14 protein-coding genes are annotated in these 16,901 nt (G+C 69.6%); 1 reads left to right on the top strand and 13 read right to left on the bottom strand.

Features of this window, described 5'->3' with window-relative positions; translation table 11 throughout:
• Positions 1-69: 69 nt before the first annotated feature.
• The 13 genes from cueR to OVA30_RS09580 all read right to left on the bottom strand — a co-directional run bounded on the left by cueR (position 70) and on the right by OVA30_RS09580 (position 15,461).
• Positions 70-534, bottom strand: a complete 465-nt coding sequence (gene cueR / locus OVA30_RS09640; protein ID WP_268175302.1) for a Cu(I)-responsive transcriptional regulator — start codon at positions 532-534, stop codon at positions 70-72.
• The gene (locus OVA30_RS09635) at positions 531-3,029 is read right to left on the bottom strand and encodes a heavy metal translocating P-type ATPase (protein WP_268175301.1); all 2,499 of its coding nucleotides are present in this window, start codon (positions 3,027-3,029) and stop codon (positions 531-533) included. The genes cueR and OVA30_RS09635 overlap by 4 nt, the downstream gene beginning before the upstream one ends.
• A gap of 200 nt (positions 3,030-3,229) precedes the next feature.
• A complete protein-coding gene (locus OVA30_RS09630; protein WP_268175300.1) occupies positions 3,230-4,522 on the bottom strand; it encodes an ATP-binding protein in 1,293 nt (430 codons plus the stop codon).
• A gap of 23 nt (positions 4,523-4,545) precedes the next feature.
• Positions 4,546-5,577, bottom strand: a complete 1,032-nt coding sequence (locus OVA30_RS09625; protein WP_012254063.1) for a lysylphosphatidylglycerol synthase domain-containing protein — start codon at positions 5,575-5,577, stop codon at positions 4,546-4,548.
• Between the two features lie 211 nt (positions 5,578-5,788).
• Positions 5,789-6,415, bottom strand: a complete 627-nt coding sequence (locus OVA30_RS09620; protein ID WP_268175299.1) for a uracil-DNA glycosylase — start codon at positions 6,413-6,415, stop codon at positions 5,789-5,791.
• Positions 6,399-7,160, bottom strand: coding sequence for a PIG-L deacetylase family protein (locus OVA30_RS09615; protein WP_265221897.1), 762 nt, complete (start codon positions 7,158-7,160; stop codon positions 6,399-6,401). Before OVA30_RS09615 ends, OVA30_RS09620 begins: the two co-directional genes overlap by 17 nt.
• Positions 7,157-8,395 carry a glycosyltransferase family 4 protein gene (locus OVA30_RS09610; RefSeq protein ID WP_268175298.1) on the bottom strand — a complete coding sequence of 413 codons (1,239 nt, stop codon included), beginning with the start codon at positions 8,393-8,395 and terminating at the stop codon, positions 7,157-7,159. Before OVA30_RS09610 ends, OVA30_RS09615 begins: the two co-directional genes overlap by 4 nt.
• Entirely contained in the window at positions 8,392-9,285 is an 894-nt protein-coding gene (locus OVA30_RS09605) for a sugar phosphate isomerase/epimerase family protein (protein WP_268175297.1), read from the bottom strand. The genes OVA30_RS09610 and OVA30_RS09605 overlap by 4 nt, the downstream gene beginning before the upstream one ends.
• Positions 9,282-10,901: a YcaO-like family protein gene (locus OVA30_RS09600; RefSeq protein WP_268175296.1), complete on the bottom strand. Its 1,620-nt coding sequence runs from the start codon at positions 10,899-10,901 to the stop codon at positions 9,282-9,284. The genes OVA30_RS09605 and OVA30_RS09600 overlap by 4 nt, the downstream gene beginning before the upstream one ends.
• Before the next feature lie 192 nt (positions 10,902-11,093).
• Positions 11,094-12,122 carry a Gfo/Idh/MocA family protein gene (locus OVA30_RS09595; protein WP_268175295.1) on the bottom strand — a complete coding sequence of 343 codons (1,029 nt, stop codon included), beginning with the start codon at positions 12,120-12,122 and terminating at the stop codon, positions 11,094-11,096.
• A complete protein-coding gene (locus OVA30_RS09590; protein ID WP_268175294.1) occupies positions 12,122-13,303 on the bottom strand; it encodes a class I SAM-dependent methyltransferase in 1,182 nt (393 codons plus the stop codon). Before OVA30_RS09590 ends, OVA30_RS09595 begins: the two co-directional genes overlap by 1 nt.
• Positions 13,304-13,334: 31 nt before the next feature.
• Entirely contained in the window at positions 13,335-14,255 is a 921-nt protein-coding gene (locus tag OVA30_RS09585; protein ID WP_268175293.1) for a hypothetical protein, read from the bottom strand.
• A gap of 12 nt (positions 14,256-14,267) precedes the next feature.
• The gene (locus OVA30_RS09580; RefSeq protein ID WP_003597802.1) at positions 14,268-15,461 is read right to left on the bottom strand and encodes an inositol-3-phosphate synthase; all 1,194 of its coding nucleotides are present in this window, start codon (positions 15,459-15,461) and stop codon (positions 14,268-14,270) included.
• Between the two features lie 315 nt (positions 15,462-15,776).
• Here OVA30_RS09580 and OVA30_RS09575 point away from each other — a divergent pair, with 315 nt between their 5' ends.
• Positions 15,777-16,895 (top strand): transglycosylase SLT domain-containing protein, encoded by a 1,119-nt coding sequence (locus OVA30_RS09575; RefSeq protein WP_326493611.1) that lies wholly within the window; start codon positions 15,777-15,779, stop codon positions 16,893-16,895.
• Positions 16,896-16,901 lie beyond the last annotated feature (6 nt).

Here is a 16,901-nt window from a genome sequence, read left to right as displayed (position 1 = left end):
AGGCCCCAGCAAGCAGAAGGCCAACACCGGGTCAACGGCCAAGCCTCGGGGCGAACGCCCGATAAGCGATCACCCCTGCTTTCTTCCTCGCCGCAATCGTGCCGCGCCCGTCTCCGCGGGCTCAGGCGCCTCTCCTCCCGCCAGATCGTCGAGGATCGGGCAGTCCGGTCGGTCGTCGCCGCAGCAGCGTTCGGCCAGATGTTCGAGGGTGCGGGCCATCGCCTCCAACTCGCCGATGCGGCGGCGCAGGTCGGCGACATGGCTAAGCGCCACGGCCTTGACCGCGCCGCTGGCGCGGGAGCGGTCGTGCCAGAGGGCCAGCAGGTCGGCGATCTCGCGCATCGAGAAACCGAGGTCGCGGGCGCGGCGGACGAAGCGGAGCGCGTGCAGGTCGGTATCGCTGTACACGCGATAGCCGGCGGCCGTCCGTCCCGCGGGGCCGAGCAGCCCCGTCTCCTCGTAGTAGCGAATCATCTTGGCCGAGACGCCGGTCGCGCGGGCCGCTTCGCCGATGGTGACGGAGGGCGCGCTCATGCGGTGCCCCCCGCCCGCTTGAGGCGCAGCGCGTTGCCGACGACGAAGACGCTTGAGAGCGCCATCGCCCCGGCCGCCAGGACCGGCGAGAGCTGCGGGCCGCCGACAATCGTCAGCACGCCGGCGGCGACGGGGATCAGCGCCGCGTTGTAGGCAAACGCCCAGAACAGGTTCTGGCGGATGTTCGCGAGCGTCGCACGCGACAAAATCACGGCCTCGACCAGCCCGGTGAGCGCACCGGACATCAGCACGACGTCGGCGCTCTCCACCGCGATGTCGGTGCCGGTACCGATGGCGATGCCGATATCGGCCTCGGCCAGAGCGGGCGCGTCGTTGATGCCGTCGCCGACGAAGGCGACTGGGCCGTGGGCCTCGCGCAAGCGGCGCAGGGCCGCGACCTTGCCCTCGGGCAGCACCTCGGCCTCGATTTCAATGATGCCGAGCGACCGGGCAACCGCCTCGGCGGTGGCGCGCGCATCCCCCGTCAGCATCGCCACGGTGAGGCCGCGGGCGCGCAGGGCATCGAGGGCCGCCCGCGCCTCCGGCTTGATCGGATCGGCCACGGCGACGAGCGCCGCGAGCCGGCCGTCCACAGCGGCGAAGATCGGGCTCTTCCCCTCCTGAGCGAGACGGGCCGCCTCGCTTTCGAGCGCAGCGGTCGTCACGCCGAGCCGTTCCATGTAGCGGCGGTTGCCGAGCGCCACCGCCCGCCCCTCGATCCGGGCCGAGACGCCGTGGCCCGGCACCGCCTCGAACGCTTCGGCCTCGGGCAGTGCCCCGGCCTCCCGCGCCGCCGCGGCGATGGCGCGGGCGACCGGATGCTCGGAGCGCGCCTCGACGGCGCCTGCCAGCGCCAGCACACTCTCACGGGAGACGCCGGGGGCGGTGACGAGATCGGTCAGGTGCGGACGGCCCTCGGTCAGCGTGCCGGTCTTGTCGAGGGCGATGACGCGCGCGTCCCGCAGCGCCTGCAGCGCGGCGCCCTGACGGAACAGCACGCCCCGTTCCGCCGCCCGGCCGGTACCGACCATGATCGAGACCGGCGTCGCCAGCCCCATGGCGCAGGGGCAGGCGATGATGAGCACGGAGATTCCCGCGACCAAGGCATGTCCAAGCGCCGGCGAAGGACCGAGGACGAGCCAAGCGAGGAAGGTCAGCACGGCGATGGCGATGACGGCGGGCACGAACCACAGGGTGACCCGGTCCACCAGCGCCTGGATCGGCAGCTTACCGCCTTGCGCCTCCTCGACCATCCGCACGATCCGCGCCAGCGCAGTATCGGCACCGGTGCGGTCCACCGTGAAGTCGAAGCTGCCGGTGGTGTTGAGGGTGCCGCCGACGACGCGGGCGCCCCTGCCCTTCTCCACCGGCACCGACTCGCCGGTGATCATGCTCTCATCGACGAAGGAGGCGCCCGATGCAACGAGGCCGTCCGCCGGTACGCGCTCGCCGGGCCGCACGCGCACCCGATCACCGATCTTGAGGTCGGCCGCCGGCACCTCACGCTCGGTCGCGCCCTCCACCCGCCGCGCCGTCTTGGGCGAGAGATCGATCAACCGCGCGATCGCCGCGCCGGCCCGGCCCTTGGCGCGGGCCTCCAGGGTACGCCCGAGCAGGATCAGCGTGACGATGAGGACGCTCGCCTCGAAGTAGAGATGCGCCGACCCATCCGGCAGCCACCACGGCGCGGCGGTCGAGACCAGGGAGAAGAGGAAGGCCGCGCCGGCACCGAGGGCGACGAGGGCGTTCATGTCGGGATGGCCGCGCAGCAGGTTCGGCACACCGATCCGGAAGAAGCGCCGGCCGGGCCCGGCCAGCACCAGGGTCGCGAGCACCGCCTGCATCCAGGCGAAGCCGCCTGCGCCGAGCAAGCCCGTCACCGCATGGTGGAAGCCCGGCAGCAGATGGCTCCCCATGTCGAGGACCACGACGGGGGCCGACAGAACGGCGGCGACGATCAGGTCGCGGCGGAGTGCGGCCGCCTCCCGCTCCTGCCGATCCGCGTGTGAGGCGTCCGCTGCGGCACCGAGCGCACGCGCCTCGTAGCCGGCCTGCCGCACGGCCGCCTCGACATCGCTCAGGGAGACGGTGCCGGCGGCGTGGTGCAATTCCGCCCGGCCGGTGGCGAGGTTCACGCTCGCCGAGACAGCACCGGGAAGCGCCATGAGGGCGCGCTCCACGCGTCCGACACAGGAGGCGCAGCTCATCCCCTCGACGGAGACGGCGGTGACGGATTCCGGCACGTCGTAGCCGGCTTCGCGGATTGCCTCGACCGCCCGCGAGGGTGGTAGGCCATCCGGCAGGGTAAGGCTGGCGCGGCCGGTGGCGAGATTGACAGCGACATTAGTCACGCCGGGCAGCGCGCGGAGCGACCGCTCGACGCGTCCGACGCAGGAGGCGCAGCTCATGCCCTCGACCGGCAGGGTCAGGCGGGACGGCCGCTCGGCCTCAACGGGCGCGGGCGGCGTGGTGTGGGATTCAAGGATCGTTTCCATGCCACCTCAGATGGGCCTTCCCATCATGGGAAGGTCAAGGGGCGGGGCGTTCGAGGCTTTCAGGCCAGGGAAAGCACCTTTGCCCCCGCATCTTTCGGCACGTGTCGCGCGTCGTTCGATGTCCGCGCTGGCGCGACGGCATCGACCGACTCTTCCCGGCAAACGGGGCCGACCGCCCACCGTTCCCCCGGGGTCATCCGCTAATCCCGTGCGGGCACCTCGTCCGGCATCGGTCCCACGGTATCGGGCCGATGCTCCGGCAGGCTCACGCGCACCGTGGTGCCATGCCCTGGCTCGCTCTCGATGATGAGCTTGCCCCGGTGGCGATTGAGCGTGTGCTTCACGATGGCGAGCCCGAGACCGGTTCCGCCCTGCTGGCGGCTCGACGCCGTATCGACGCGGTAGAAGCGCTCGGTCAGCCGCGGGATATGCTCGGCTGCGATGCCCGGCCCCTCGTCACGCACCCTGAGCTCGATCCGGGCCCCGCGCCCGTCCACCCCCTCGACGCGATGGAGCGACACGACGACCACGCCGCCGCCGCCACCATACTTCATCGCGTTCTCGACGAGATTCTCGATGACGCGCAGCAGCTCGTCGCGATCCCCGAGCACCGGGAGCGGGATATCAGGCCGCTCGACGCTCAACGCGATGCCGCGCTTCAGGGCGAGCGGCGCCTGCATGTCGACCATCTGGCGGGCGATGCGGCCGAGATCGACCGTCCGGGTCGGCACGACGTGCTCATGCAGTTCGATGCGCGAGAGCGAGAGCAGGTCGTCGATCAGCCCGGTCATGCGCTGGGCCTGAGTGCGCATGATGCCGAGGAACTGCTCGCGGGCGCGGGCATCGTCGCGGGCGGGGCCCTGAAGGGTTTCGATGAAGCCAAGAAGAGCGGCGAGCGGCGTGCGCAGTTCGTGGCTGGCATTGGCGACGAAATCGACCCGCATTGCCTCGAGGCGGCGCGCCTCGGTGAGATCGCGCAGGAACAGCACGACGTTGGCCTCGCCGCCGCCGGGCATGTCGGACATCGGCAGGGCGCCGATCTGCACCTCGAAGGCGCGCTCGGTCGGCACGCGGGTCGCATACTCGGTCCGCACGGCCGATCCGGTGCGCAGCACTTCCTCGATCCCATCGAGCACGTCGGGCGCGCGCAGGGAGAAGGAGAGCGGATGGCGGAGCTTCAGCCCCGGCAGGAGCCGCCGGGCGGCCGGGTTGGCCTCCATCACCACCACCCGGCGATCGACCAGGATGACGGGATCGGGAATGTTCGCCAGCAGCGCCTCGGCGATGGTGTGGCGGCGCGGCGGTCCGACCTCGGATTGCTGGAGAACCGGCCCCTGCACGCGGCGCCCGATGAGCCCGCCGATGAAAAGGGCAAGGCTGGCGGAGACGATCAGGGCGGCATCGACCGTGCCGCCGATCGCTTCGGCGAAAACAATCACGGCCACGGCCAGGGTGACGCCGAGCCAGAGAGGGCGGGCCGGGTTACTCAACATGCCGGGCTAGAGAACCGGCCGGATCACGGGTCGTTCGCGGCCGCCCGGCGCCGCAGACGCTGCATCCCCTCGTAGATGCCGAGCATCACCAAGGCGAGGGCGAAGGGAACGAGGTAGTAGCAGACCCGGAACAGCAGCAGCGAGCCGAGCACCGACTCGCGCGGCAGGTAGGACAGGGCGAGCAAGATCGTGGCTTCGAACACGCCGATGCCGCCCGGCGCGTTGGAGGCGATGCCGAGCATGGCGGCAAGAACGTAGATCGCCAGGAAGGTCGTGAACGGGAGGTTCAGGCCCTCGGGCATCAGCATGTAGAGCACGGCGGCCGCGGCGCAGACATCGCCGATGCCGACCACCATCTGGCTGAACGACACCGTGGCGCCCGGCAGTTCGAGGTGCCAGTGGCGCACCTTGATGTAGCGCCGCTTCACCGAGACCCAGGCGAGATAGCCGAGCACGAGCCCGAGCGTGCCGAAGCCGAGGATCTGATTGAGGCGCGCGGTGGTGTTGACGCCGATGCTCTTGAAAGTGAGGCTCGCGAGCTGGCCTGCCTCGATGATGAGGCTGAAGCCGAGCACGACGCCCATGCCGAGCCAGAAGGTGAAGCCGGCGATCACCGTCAGCGCGGCGATCTTGGCCGCCGACAACCCGCGCTTCGAGTAGATCCAGTAGCGGATCGTCGCCGCGGTGATGAGCGGAAAGCCGAGGGTGAAGCTCACGGCGTAGCTCGTGAAGGAGGCGAGCGCCGTGATGCGGTAGGGCAGCTTGATCCGGAGTTGGCGCAGGGCGAGCGCGTCGTAGCAGGTCAGGAACAGGTAGCTGACCGCCACGAACAGGAAGGCTTCGGTAAGCTGTGTTGCGGCGACCGCAGTGAAGGCCGCCTGCAGCTCGGCCCAACTGATCTCTGCCGAGAGCTTCCACAGAACGCCAAGTGAGGCGACGATGAGGATAAGGCTGGCGATCGTGCCGATCCAGGCATAGCGCCCGCGCTTCGACGCCTTCTTCGATCCGGCATCAGCCTCGCGGTCCGCGTCGGCCGGCTCGGCCTCCGTGACCATCCTGTGCTTCCCGGCAGGTTTCATGTGAGAACGGTATCCGCCTCCGCTGGTCGACCGCAGGGTGTATTCGGCGCGGGTCGTCCCGAGCGGTATCGATCCCGAACCGCCCCCGCGGCATTTAGGGGCTTCGACGGGCAAAGGCCAGCGAAGGGCCACCGGCACGGGGATGCCCTGCACCGGGAATGCGGCCGAAATCACAGTATCCTGACCGTCACGGCGTCGCAGCGAGATGGGCGGCCGCCTCTGCCAGACCCGCCAGGATGCGCTCGCGCACGGCGGGCGCGGTGCAGACATAGGTCGGGCTCGGATGGGGTATCGGCACCACCGGCAGTTCCGGTCGCAGGGCGGAGAGCGGCGCCGACGCCTCGCGCGCAAAGCGCCCGGCCGGCACGACGACCGCGAGCCGCGGCAAGAGCGCTAGCAGCGGCGCGAAGTATGGCGCGGCGGCGTTCGCTTCCGCTCGGCGGGGCGCACGGTTGAGGGCGCCGGGCGCGTGGATCACCCAGGGCACGGCGTTCCAGATCAGCGTGTCGCGCCGGGCGATCCCGGCCTCGGCCAGGAAGCGGAACAGGTTGGCGGCGGTGCCGGTCGGATTATCGCGGGAAACGAAGCCGGTGCGGCCAATCGAGGGGCCCGGCGTCTCGAGCAGCAGGAGCAGCCGCGCCGCCACACCGCCATCGAGCGGATCAGGATCGGGGACCGCCGCGCCCCGCTCGGCGGAAATCATGCGGGCGAAGGCGCGCAGCGGCCGGACATGCGGCGCGTCGGCCATCGCTCGGCGCGCCTCGAGAAGGGCGGGATCGCGCAGGCTCTTCGGCGCGTCAGGCGAAGCCGGCATCGCGCAGACCCGGCGGCACCCGGCCCTGCAAGCGGAAGCGTTCGACGCCGTTCTCGGCGGAAAGACGCGTGCGCAATCCGTCCGGCCCGCCGAACTGGAAGCCGATCTGCGACGCGTAGGCGGCGCAGGCTTCCGCCTTGCGGTGCTCGGCTTCCGAATCGAGGCGCACGACCTGTTCGGGCCAATGCTCGAAGATCGCCCGCAGCGGCTCTTTCGGTTCGGTGCTCCGCACCGTGTAGGGGAAGTCACGCCACCACAGCACCGGCAGGGGCGGCTGCGCGGCGCGGAAGGCGCGCACGACCTGCACGTGATCGACATGGCCGCCGACGGCCTGCGGCGCGAGGATCAGGTCCGGCCCGGTATCAGCCACCAGCCGCTCGAACGCGTCGGCGAGGTTGGCACCGATCCGGTCGTCGGGGCGAAGTTCGGCGAACAATTCCGGCGCCGATGCGTAGCCGCGATGCGGCGCCTCCCGGAACGGCAGGTGGACCGGCTCTTCGATGCCGAGCGCACGGGCCGCCGCGCGATCCTCCTCGCGGCGCAGGGCCATGTAATCGACCTCCGGCCCCAGCCCCTTATCGAGCTGGCACGCGAGGGCGAAGCCGCGCGGGTCCCGCACCGATGCCGTGAAGATCGTCGCCATGACGACCTGCCAGCCCTGCGCGGCGAGCCGCGCCAGCGTGCCGCCGGCCGAGAAAACCGCATCGTCGAGATGCGGCGAGATGGCGAGTGCGGTACGCGTCACAGCAGGTGCGGCTCCTTGCGGAAGCGGCAGTCGGCGTCGATCGGCAGCGTGTCAGGGACATCCGTGTGCGGGCGCTCCCCGGCGACCTGCGCATAGACGTCCATGATCTGCCGGCCGACGGCGGTCCAGGAATAGACCCGGCGGCACTCCTCCAATCCTGCCTCGGCGAGACGCTGGCGCAGATCGTCGTCCTCCACCACCCGCCGAAGGGCGGCGGTGAGCGCCCGCACATCGCCGGGATTTACCAGCAGCCCGTTCTCTTCGTCCCGCAGGCAATCCGAGACGCCGACGGAGTGGGTCGAGACCACCGCGAGCCCGGCGGCCATGGCCTCCAGAATCGTGTTCGAGAAGCCCTCCGCATAGGTCGGCGAAACGAAGACGTCGGCCTCGCGGTAGAGGTCCGGCACGGTGTCGTAGTCGGCGTAACCGGTGAAGCGGACCTGGGCCGAGGTGAAGCCGATGGCGTCCGCTTTCGCGCGGGCGGACTCGACATCCGGTCCGATGCCGGAGATCGTCGCATCGAACGGCATTCCGGCCTCCCAAAGCCGCTCCAGCGCATCGAGGAAGTCGAGCACGCCTTTCCGGCGGTCGACCCGGCCGTGGTAGAGCAGCCGCACCGGCTCCTCGTCCTCACGCTCGGCCTGGAAGCGTTCTCCTGGGGTGAAGCGGGCGGTGTCGACGGCGCCGGGGACGATGGTGAAGCGAGTGGGATCGGAGCCGAGCCGGTCGCACACCTCCTTCAGGAAGGATTGCCCGCCGATCAGCAGGGCGTTGGCATGGGCCAGCACCTCGACCATCGCGCGGCGATGCGTCTCGCAGCAGGAGCCGACCCAGTGGCCGTCACCGCCCTGGATCGAGACGACCGTCGGCACGCCGAGCCGCTTGCCCGCCAGCAACACCGCCAAGCCGGTCGGGTAGCCGTATTGCGCGTGCAGCACGTCGAACGGCTTCTTGGCGTGCTCGGCGCAGATCGTCGCGACGATCGTATCGATGTCGCGCTCGAAATCCCCGCCCTCCTGCTCGCCCTTCTGTTCGAGGCCGATGACATGGACGCCGGGCACGGCGGGCGGCGGGCCGCCGCCATAGACGCGCGTGCCGAATTCGTCGCCGCGATATTGCGAGATCATCGTTACGTCGTGGCCGGCCCCCGCCACCTCGCGCAGGAGGTTCTGCGCATAGACGCTCATGCCGGAGATCGCCGGGAAGTAGCGACGGCTGACGAAACAGATTCTCATGACGTGGGCAGCCCGGGCATCGCGGCTTCGCGCGGCGTGGTGTCCGGCATCGGAAGACCGGGGCCGGGACGGCGGCAGGTGCGGAGATAGTCGAGGGATTGGCCGACCATCACGTCGGCGCGGTGCGACTCGCGCGAAAGCTCTACGCAGACGAGTTTCCTGAAACCGATCGCGTCGAGCGCGTCGAGAACGGCGGGGACATCCATGTCGCCCTCGCCGAAGGGCAGGTGGATGTGCTCGCCCCGCTTCATGTCCTCGATCGCCACGGTGCCGAGGCGGGGGGCGAATTCGTGCACGGCCGCAGCCGGATTGCGCTCTCCCGTGACGAGGCAGTGACCGGTATCGAGGGCGAGCGACAGGCCCGGCAGGTCGATCGCGGCAAAGTCGTCGAGCGTCTCGATCAGCATGCCGGGCTCGGGTTCGAGGGCTGCGACGACGCCCTTCTCGGCGGCGAAGTCGGAGACCTCGCGCAGACCCTCGATCAGCCATCCCCGCGCCTCGCCGTGGTCGACGCCCGGCTTCGGCACGCCGGCCCAGAAGGAGACGGCTTCGGAGTTCAGGATCTTTCCGATCTCGATCGCCCGCTTGAGGAAGCCGACGCGCCGCGCACGGCCCGAAGCGTCGGCGGTGACGAGGGTCGGCTCGTGCTTGGCGGTCGGGTCGAGCAGGAAGCGGGCGCCGGTCTCGATCACCGAACCGAGTTCGAGCCGGTTCAGGAGGCTGGCGATGCGGTCGGCCTCGATCACCCAATTCTCGGCGAAGGGGTCGAGATGGTGGATGTCGAGGGTGAGTGCGACGCCGTCATAGCCCGCATCCTTGATGAGGCGGATCGCGTCCTCGATGCGGTGGTTGGCGGTGCCGTTGGTGTTGTAGGCGAAGCGCAGGCTCATGCAGGCCTCCGCTCGGCCCGGCGGCCCTGGCGTTCGTAGCGGAACGGCGCGTGGTGCGATTCCGGCTCGCGGTAGAGCGGATAATGCGAGCCGACGATCTGCTCGGCCAAGGCCACGTTGAAGAGCGGCTGGCCGCCGAGGCGCTCGATCGCCTCCGGCGTCAGGCGGACGGGCAGCAGCGTGTCGGTCGGCGTGCCGAAGCGGATCAGAGGGTGATCGCGCTCGATCAGCTTCTTCGCGTTGCGCTCGCCGATCCGGTAGTAGCTCATGGTCTCGACTTCGAGCCCCGGCACGATCGCCTTGACCACGCCGATCCCGCCGCCGGGCGGCGTGCAATCGACGTAGAGCACATCGAAGCCTGCCTCCTCCAGGCGGTCGCGAGCGATCTTTCCGCGGGCGTGACCGTCCGGGGCCGGTGTCGTCGGCAGGTTGGAAAACGCCTTGGTGCTGCGCTCGGAATAGACCGTGTTGCTCAGAACCCCACGCAGCTCGGCCGACGAGAGGTCGAGCCAAGCGAGCATGGCCTGAAGCGCGCGGCTCTCCTCCAGATCGAGGCTCGGCAGTGCCTTCTGGATGAAGGATTCGACATAGCCGGGCGGAGCCACCGTGTCGGCGAGCGCCAGCGGCCCGTGGCCGAAGGTCTTCCGAACGCGCGCCGCCTGAAATTCGAGAAGCGCCTTGCGCAGGGCCCGCTCGCGGTCCGGATCGCAGGCCTCGCCGCAGGCCGAGAGCGCGATCGGCGCGGGCGTGCGGGCCGGGTCCACATCGTAGCCGACGACGTAGAGGTTGGTGAGACCGAACTGATCGGTGGCGAATTTCGGCAGCGCCCGGATGCCGAGGCTCTCCAGCCGATCGAGCATGCCGCGCGTCTCCGGGCCGATCCCGTCGAGATCGAGCATCACGCCCTGGTCGAGGGCCCGGAACAGCAGGCCGTTGCCGTCGCGCTGGAGCAGTTCGAGCAGACCGTGGCCGAGCGCAAAGTTCACGTCCGGCCCGGCGCCGAGGCCGTTGGTGATGAGGTTGGTGAAGGGCTGATAGCCCTCACGCAGCTCGAAGTAGTCGGTCGCGGCGATATCGAGCGGCATCCACACCGACTCCCCGGTGCGGGCGCGGACCGCTTTGGTCCAGTCGAGCGGGGTATCCCGGCCGACGGACGAACCAGCGGGCAAGCACAGCGTCAGCGGATCGGCGACGGAGGATTCGCCGTAGACGCGCACGAGGTCGGCGTAGGACACGGCCGCCTGGTTGTCGCCCTTGCGCGGCAGCAGGGCGACGGACGGCATCAGGTTCTCGGCGATCTCGGCCACCGCGCCGATCAGCGCTTCGTCGTCGGTCGCCCCGTAGCCGATGCCCGAGGGCATGGCGCCGACATAGAACGGGTCATCGAGAAAGAGCGCCACGAACCAGACCGGGATGCCGGTGCGGTCGAGCCCGGCGAGGTTGAAGCCGACGACCCGGCCCTCGGGCAGCACATCGAGATAGGCCTTCACGACATCGGGCAGCCGCGCGGGCAGCCCCTCGATCTTGCGCGGAGAGCCGCGGTGATAGGGGCGCGGCGCCGCCAGATTCGGGTGGTGAGCGCGGTCGTCCCGGTCGAGGGCGTCGGTCGCTGTCATGTCCGTTCCATCAGCAGCGGCTGACCGTCCTGTCTCCAACCCCGAACCTCATCCTGAGGTGCCGCGAAGCGGCCTCGAAGGATCCTCCAGGGATCGCGTGGGATCTGGACGATCCTTCGAGGCTGCGCTTCGCTCCGCACCTCAGGATGAGGGCGTGGGTGGGATCGTACGGTCTGCTCCTAACAATCGTCGTCAGGCCGCGTCGCGGCCGGCCGGTTTGCCTGCCGCCGCGTAGGCGCGGGCGATCAGGCGCATGGTGTGCAGGTCGCGCTCGGCGTCCCAGGCGGCGCGCTCGTCCCGTTCGCGCAGGGCGCGGCCGAAGGCGCGCACCTGTTCGAGGAAGGGCGAGGCCGTCTTGTCGAAGGCGATGTCTTCGACCCGGCCATCCGCACCGTTGGTGAAGGTGACGCTGCCGCCCGCGGTCTGGCCCATCGTGTCGGTCGCGGTCAGCATCCCGCTCGTGCCGACCACCTCCAGCCGACGGCGCGGCAGGGCGTCGGGGCAATTGTAGGCGACGTTGAGCTGGGCAAGCGCCCCCGAACCGGTGCGGCCGATCAGAAGGGCGCCGTCATCGACGGCGTAGTCCTGCGCGCGGGCCTGGGTCATGGCCGCGATCTCGTCGATTGGCTCGCCGAGCAGGAAATCCACGAGGTCGATCCCGTGGGGCGCGAGGTCGATCAGCGCGCCGCCGCCCGCCTGGGCTGGATCGATGCGCCAGTTGTCCTGGCCCCGGAACGACGCCCAGGCCCGATCGAGCCAGCAGGCATAGACGATGCGCACTGCCGTCACCGTGCCGAGCCGGCCCGCGCGGATGAGGTCGCGCATGGCACGGTGGCCGGGATGGTGGCGCTGGTCGAAGGCGGTGCCGTAGAACGCGCCGGACTTGCGCACCGCCGCGGCCATCGCTTCCGCATCGGCGAGAGAGGCGGCCATCGGCTTCTCGCACAGCACCGCCTTGCCGGCGGCACAGAGCGCTTCGACCGCGCCGCGATGGAGATGGTTCGGGGTGGCGACGTAGACCGCCTCGACCTCGGGCTCGGCGATCAGCCCGGCGAGCTCGGCATGCGCCCGCGCACCCTCGGCTTCCGCCGCCGCGCGCGACGCCGCGCCGGGATCGGCGACGGCGATCAGGCGATGCCCCGCGGCGCGAATGCCGGGCGCCATGTAATCGCGGGCGACCCAGCCATAGCCGACGATGCCCCAGCCGACGCTTCCCACCATCACCAGCGCTCCGGCAGATCGACGTATTCGCGGCGGCGCACCCGCGCCGCGTCCGACGTGTTGGGCTTGCCGTTCCAGTCGATGGCCTCCGGGCCATCCGAATGCAGCGGATAAGTCGCCTGCGAGGCGTATTCGGCCTCGTAGCGCTCCGATGGCCAGCGAATGGCGAAGCCACCGTCCTCGGGCACGTAGAGCGGATTGAGGTGAAGCGCCGCGTCCGCCGGCGGCAGCGTGATGCCGTCGACGATCGCCCGCGGCGCCGGCCGCATCCCGGGCCCGGCCACCACCGAGAACGCCTCGCAGCTCCGAAGGTCGCGCGGCTCGCGGGGCTGCGGTGCGCGGGCCTCGACCAGGGCGCGCGTCAGTTCGGCATCGTCGTAGACCAGCCCGTCCGGGAACAGCTCCTCGATTTCGGCCGCCGAGATCGCCTTGCCGGCCGAGAAGCCGGGCTGCCCGCTGTTGTGGATGTGGCTGAGCGCGAGCCAGCCCTCTTCCCCGGCGGTCTGCCGCAGGCAGGACAGGATGCCGGGCTTGTCGTCGAGGAAGTAGAAGGCGTCGTTGCAGATCACGAGATCGACCGGCGCCTCGGGAATCGGCCAATGCGGCGACGACGCGTCGAAACAGACGAGCTGCGCCTTTTCGCCGACCACCCAGTGCCGGGCCACCCAGAGCTTGGCGAAGACCACGTCCGCACCCGCGACCTTCACGCCCCGGCGCTTCAATTCGCGCAGGTAATGGCCGATGCCGCAGGCAAGCTCGAACGCGCAGACCGGGTCGTTCCAGTGCGCCTCCAGCAGGCTCAGGCCCGCCAGGAAGGTCGGGTCGGTCCAGCGGTTGACGAAGTAATCGCCGACCCGGCCCCAGCCGAGCCAGTCCACGGCTTGGCGCAGGGTGGCGCTCGCGCGCTCCCGCACCAGCCGGCGCAACGCGTCCGGGTCGGCCGGCGGACCGGTCCACCAATCGTCCTGATCGGCCAGCAGGAGGACGAGCGCGTCCTCTCGCCGATCGGCGTCGAGATGATCGAGCGCCGCCGCGACGAGGCTGTCGCGGCCGGTGCGAAGATAGGGAATGCCGTCGATGACCGGCCAGCGGGCTCCGGTTTCGGCGTCGCGCAGGGCATGCGCGCCGTCGGCCTTGAGCCTGTGGCCGGTCTCCGGCGAAAGGAGATCGAAGGGGATCATGAGCCTGGATTCTGCCGGACAGCGCGGGACGTCACGGGATGCGCATATCGGTCAGAACGCGATCCTGGAAAGCCTTGACCGGCCCGGCATGGACCAGTTCCATCTCGCCGAGCACCGTATCCATCGTCAGCGAAGCGGCCCGGAGGTGCTGGGCGATCTGCAGGACGCGGTCGATGGAATCGGCAGCGTGGAAGGCGCGGCCCTCCGCCGTGGCATCGTCCGGCAGGACGAGGCGGGCGGCGCGGACCGTCTCCCGCAGCGGCGGCTCCAGTTCCTCAAGGGCCCATTCCGAACACCGCCCGACGATCGGCCAGAGATGGTCACCGAGCAGCATCTCGCCGGTAAATCCGGCATCCGGCATCGCCGCGTTGTGGAAGTGGTGCGCCATCGCCGCCAGGAACACGGTCGTCGGATCGGCCCGGTAGAACGGGCTGAGCAGCACGCCGTAGACCGCCACGACGAGGCAGTGCTCGGCGTGGTTCTCGGGCGGTTCGAGCAGGATGCGCGGCTTGCCGGGGCAGGTCACCCCTGCTCGGGGCTGCTGCGCTAAGGCGCCGACGAAGCCCGGCACGGGCCCGGCCGGCAGAGCGGCGGGCTCGCGTAGGCAAGCCCGAAGGCGATCCCGCAACGCGGGATCGACCGATTCCGAAACTGCATCGAGCCCCGCGACCAGTACGGCGGAGGCCTGCGCCTCATCGAGCCCGGCGGCCGAGAGGAACGCCGCGTCGAGGTCGCAGAGCCGCGCGGCGGCCAGCGCCTTGGCCGTGATGTCGAGGGCGACGGTCTCCGGCGGGGCGCCGCCGGTGAGCGCCGACCACCCTTGAGCGAACAGACGCTCGGCGATCGAGCCCGCGCGTGCCGCGGAGCGGACGCGCTTGAGATCGCCGAGTTCGACCAGCAGTTCCCGCACCGCGACGGGGGCTGCCGGCCCGGTTTGCGAAAAACCCGTCACGGGCGCGGGGCCTTACTGTTGCGCGCCGAGCCAGTCGAACAGCATGCGCTGCTGCTTGCCGAAATCGTGCTCCGGACCGTGGCCGTTCTTCACCATCGGCGCCTTGAAGAAGGTCGAGAGCTGCTCCTGCACGCCGCCGTCACCGCGGGACTTGGCAAGATCCAGCACGCGGGCGATTTCGATCACCAGCGGTGCCGCCAGGATCGAGTCCTTGCAGAGGAAGTTGACCTTGATCTGCATGCGCTGGCCCATGAAGCCGGTGACGTCGATGTTGTCCCAGGCTTCCTTGTCGTCGCCGCGCGGGCGGTAATAGTGGATGTGCACGAGGTGGTCTTCGACCGGGTAGCCGAGGATCGAATCGAGCACCGTGCCCTTGGTGTTAAGCTTCGATTGCAGCGAGTTCGGATCGTTGAGGGCCAAGCCGTCGCGATTGCCGAGGATGTTGGTCGAGAACCAGCCATCGACGTGAAGCTGGCGGGCCTTCAGGGCCGGCGCCAGCACCGTCTTCATCATGGTCTGGCCGGTCTTGCCGTCCTTGCCGGCGACCGGGACGTTCAGCTCGCGGGCGAGTTCCATCAGGGCCGGCACGTCGGCGGCGATGGAGGGGGTGAAGTTCGCGTAAGGGACGCCGCTCTTGATCGCCGCATAGGCGTAGAGCATCGCCGGAGAGATCGACTCGTCGCTCGAATCGAGCCCCTTCTCGAAGGCTTCGGCCGAGTTGAGAACCGGGACGGAGAGATCGGGCCAGCGCTCGGTCGAGGCGAGGTTGATCACCACGACGTCGTCGAGGTTGCTCTCCTTGCGGAAGCGGTTGAGGTCGTTGGCGATGACCGAGACGGTCTCGCGATGGTCCTTGGCGACGATGCGGTTGCCGCCGTCGATGTTCTTGCAGAACTTGGCCGAACCGACCGCCGGCCAGGGCGTAATGCCCTTGAGCGCCTGGGCGCCATTCTCGATATCCTCGCGGCTCAGCACGCCGTGGCCGGTGGCAGCCGAAGCGAGGTCGTCGCCGTTCAGATCCCAACCGCCGAAGACGAGATCCTTATAGTCGGCCATCCCGGCGACGGAGACACCCGCGAGCGGAAGGCCATCCAGACGGTTCGAACCCGATTTAATGGTTTCGATGCCGGCGATGGCTGTCGTCGCGACTGCACCGCCCATGCCAACGAACGCCACTCCGACGCGTCGACCGGTCTGAATGCCCATGGGAACTCGATCTTTCTGTTGTGGTGGCGCTGACGCCTTAGGATGAGCCCTAACGGGAGGCCGCGCGGCCCATGACAACTGTGACCAACCCGGTCCGTTCCGGTGCCGACCCTGCCATCTTTGCCGCAGGTCCAGTTTCGCCGGGACTGCATCGTTTGGTTAAAATATCGTAAACACAATGGCTTAACGCTGGATTAACGGGATCACGTTTGGATCACGGGGTGGTCCCATTGTGGTCACACCCGGCGGCGAAACCTCCGCCGGTCAAACGAAGCCCGGCACAAAAGAACGCCGAGGCACCAACAAGGAAGACCGATGGGGGTTTACCCGGAGCCGGCGCGCTGCGCCGACGACGTAAGCCGACACGTGCCTTGCGGGTCGAATGCCGGCAACGGTGCTGCTTCGCAGCCGTCGCGCGTTCGTTCGCCGCTCGTGCGCAGCCTTGCCGCCTTGACCGCCAGCGTGACCCTGCTGCTGGCCGGGCCGCAGGCCGTGTCCGCCTACGAGAACGCACATGTCGCGATTTCGATCCCGATGATGGTGCGGGCCGATCTCCGCCCGGCCGGGGCCGAGGCGGAATGGGGCGGCACCGCGCTGCTTGGCCAGGCTGGCGGACTGACCGCCTCGATCGACCGCATGCAGGCGTCGCTGGCCAATCCCCGTTCGGACACCGACGACGAGATCCTCCGCTTCGGCGAGATGAGCGTGTCGCGCCCGCTGGTGGAGACGATCCTGAAGGCCTCCGAGGTGACCGGCGTCGATCCCGTCTACATGATGGCGCTCGCCGACAAGGAATCGAGCTTCGATACCAACGTGAAGTCCTCCGCCTCCTCGGCGCAGGGTCTGTTCCAGTTCGTCACCGGCACCTGGCTAGAGATGATCCGCCAGTACGGCGCCAAGCACGGGATGGCCGATGACGCCGCCGCGGTGAAGGGCCATGGCGCCGGCATCACCATCGCCGACGCGGCGACCCGCAAGCGGGTGCTCGACCTGCGCAACGACCCCTACGTCTCCGGCCTGATGGCCGGCGAGTTGATCAAGCGGGATCGCAGCCGGATCGAGGCGCGGATCGGCCGCGAGTTGAAGACCACCGAACTCTATCTCGCGCATTTCCTCGGCACCGCGAGCGCCGGCAAGTTCCTGTCGCTCAGCGCCGAGGATCCGGACAAGGTCGCCAAGGCCGCCTTCGGCCGGGCTGCGCGGGCCAACCGCGCCATTTTCACCGCCAAGGACGGAGGCAAGCGCCGCAGCCTCACCGTGGCCGAAGTGCACGAGAAGCTCGACGGCATGATCGACCGACGCCTGAGCCAGTATCAGGCCATCGCCGACCTCGCGCAGCAGCAGGCCGAGGAGCCGGCCGCACCGATCCTCGACGCCCGCCTGCGTCTCAGTGAAGACGTGGTGCCGTCGCTGGCGATCCGCTCGGTTCAGTAAAGACTG

Source organism: Methylorubrum sp. SL192, from assembly GCF_026672325.1.
GTDB classification, from domain to species: domain Bacteria; phylum Pseudomonadota; class Alphaproteobacteria; order Rhizobiales; family Beijerinckiaceae; genus Methylobacterium; species Methylobacterium extorquens.
The sequence above is the reverse complement of the archived record's forward strand: the minus strand, read 5'-3'. Positions and strand labels throughout refer to the sequence as shown.

Coding starts and splice junctions, on each gene's coding strand:
- OVA30_RS09620 (WP_268175299.1), bottom strand. CDS start 6,415: ATGCCGGCTTCGCCTGACGCGCCGAAGAGCCTGCGCGATCCCGCCCTT.
- OVA30_RS09635 (WP_268175301.1), bottom strand. CDS start 3,029: ATGGAAACGATCCTTGAATCCCACACCACGCCGCCCGCGCCCGTTGAG.
- OVA30_RS09605 (WP_268175297.1), bottom strand. CDS start 9,285: ATGAGCCTGCGCTTCGCCTACAACACCAACGGCACCGCCAACCACCGC.
- cueR (WP_268175302.1), bottom strand. CDS start 534: ATGAGCGCGCCCTCCGTCACCATCGGCGAAGCGGCCCGCGCGACCGGC.
- OVA30_RS09575 (WP_326493611.1), top strand. CDS start 15,777: ATGGGGGTTTACCCGGAGCCGGCGCGCTGCGCCGACGACGTAAGCCGA.
- OVA30_RS09600 (WP_268175296.1), bottom strand. CDS start 10,901: ATGACAGCGACCGACGCCCTCGACCGGGACGACCGCGCTCACCACCCG.
- OVA30_RS09590 (WP_268175294.1), bottom strand. CDS start 13,303: ATGATCCCCTTCGATCTCCTTTCGCCGGAGACCGGCCACAGGCTCAAG.
- OVA30_RS09595 (WP_268175295.1), bottom strand. CDS start 12,122: ATGGTGGGAAGCGTCGGCTGGGGCATCGTCGGCTATGGCTGGGTCGCC.
- OVA30_RS09580 (WP_003597802.1), bottom strand. CDS start 15,461: ATGGGCATTCAGACCGGTCGACGCGTCGGAGTGGCGTTCGTTGGCATG.
- OVA30_RS09610 (WP_268175298.1), bottom strand. CDS start 8,395: ATGAGAATCTGTTTCGTCAGCCGTCGCTACTTCCCGGCGATCTCCGGC.
- OVA30_RS09625 (WP_012254063.1), bottom strand. CDS start 5,577: ATGGTCACGGAGGCCGAGCCGGCCGACGCGGACCGCGAGGCTGATGCC.
- OVA30_RS09630 (WP_268175300.1), bottom strand. CDS start 4,522: ATGTTGAGTAACCCGGCCCGCCCTCTCTGGCTCGGCGTCACCCTGGCC.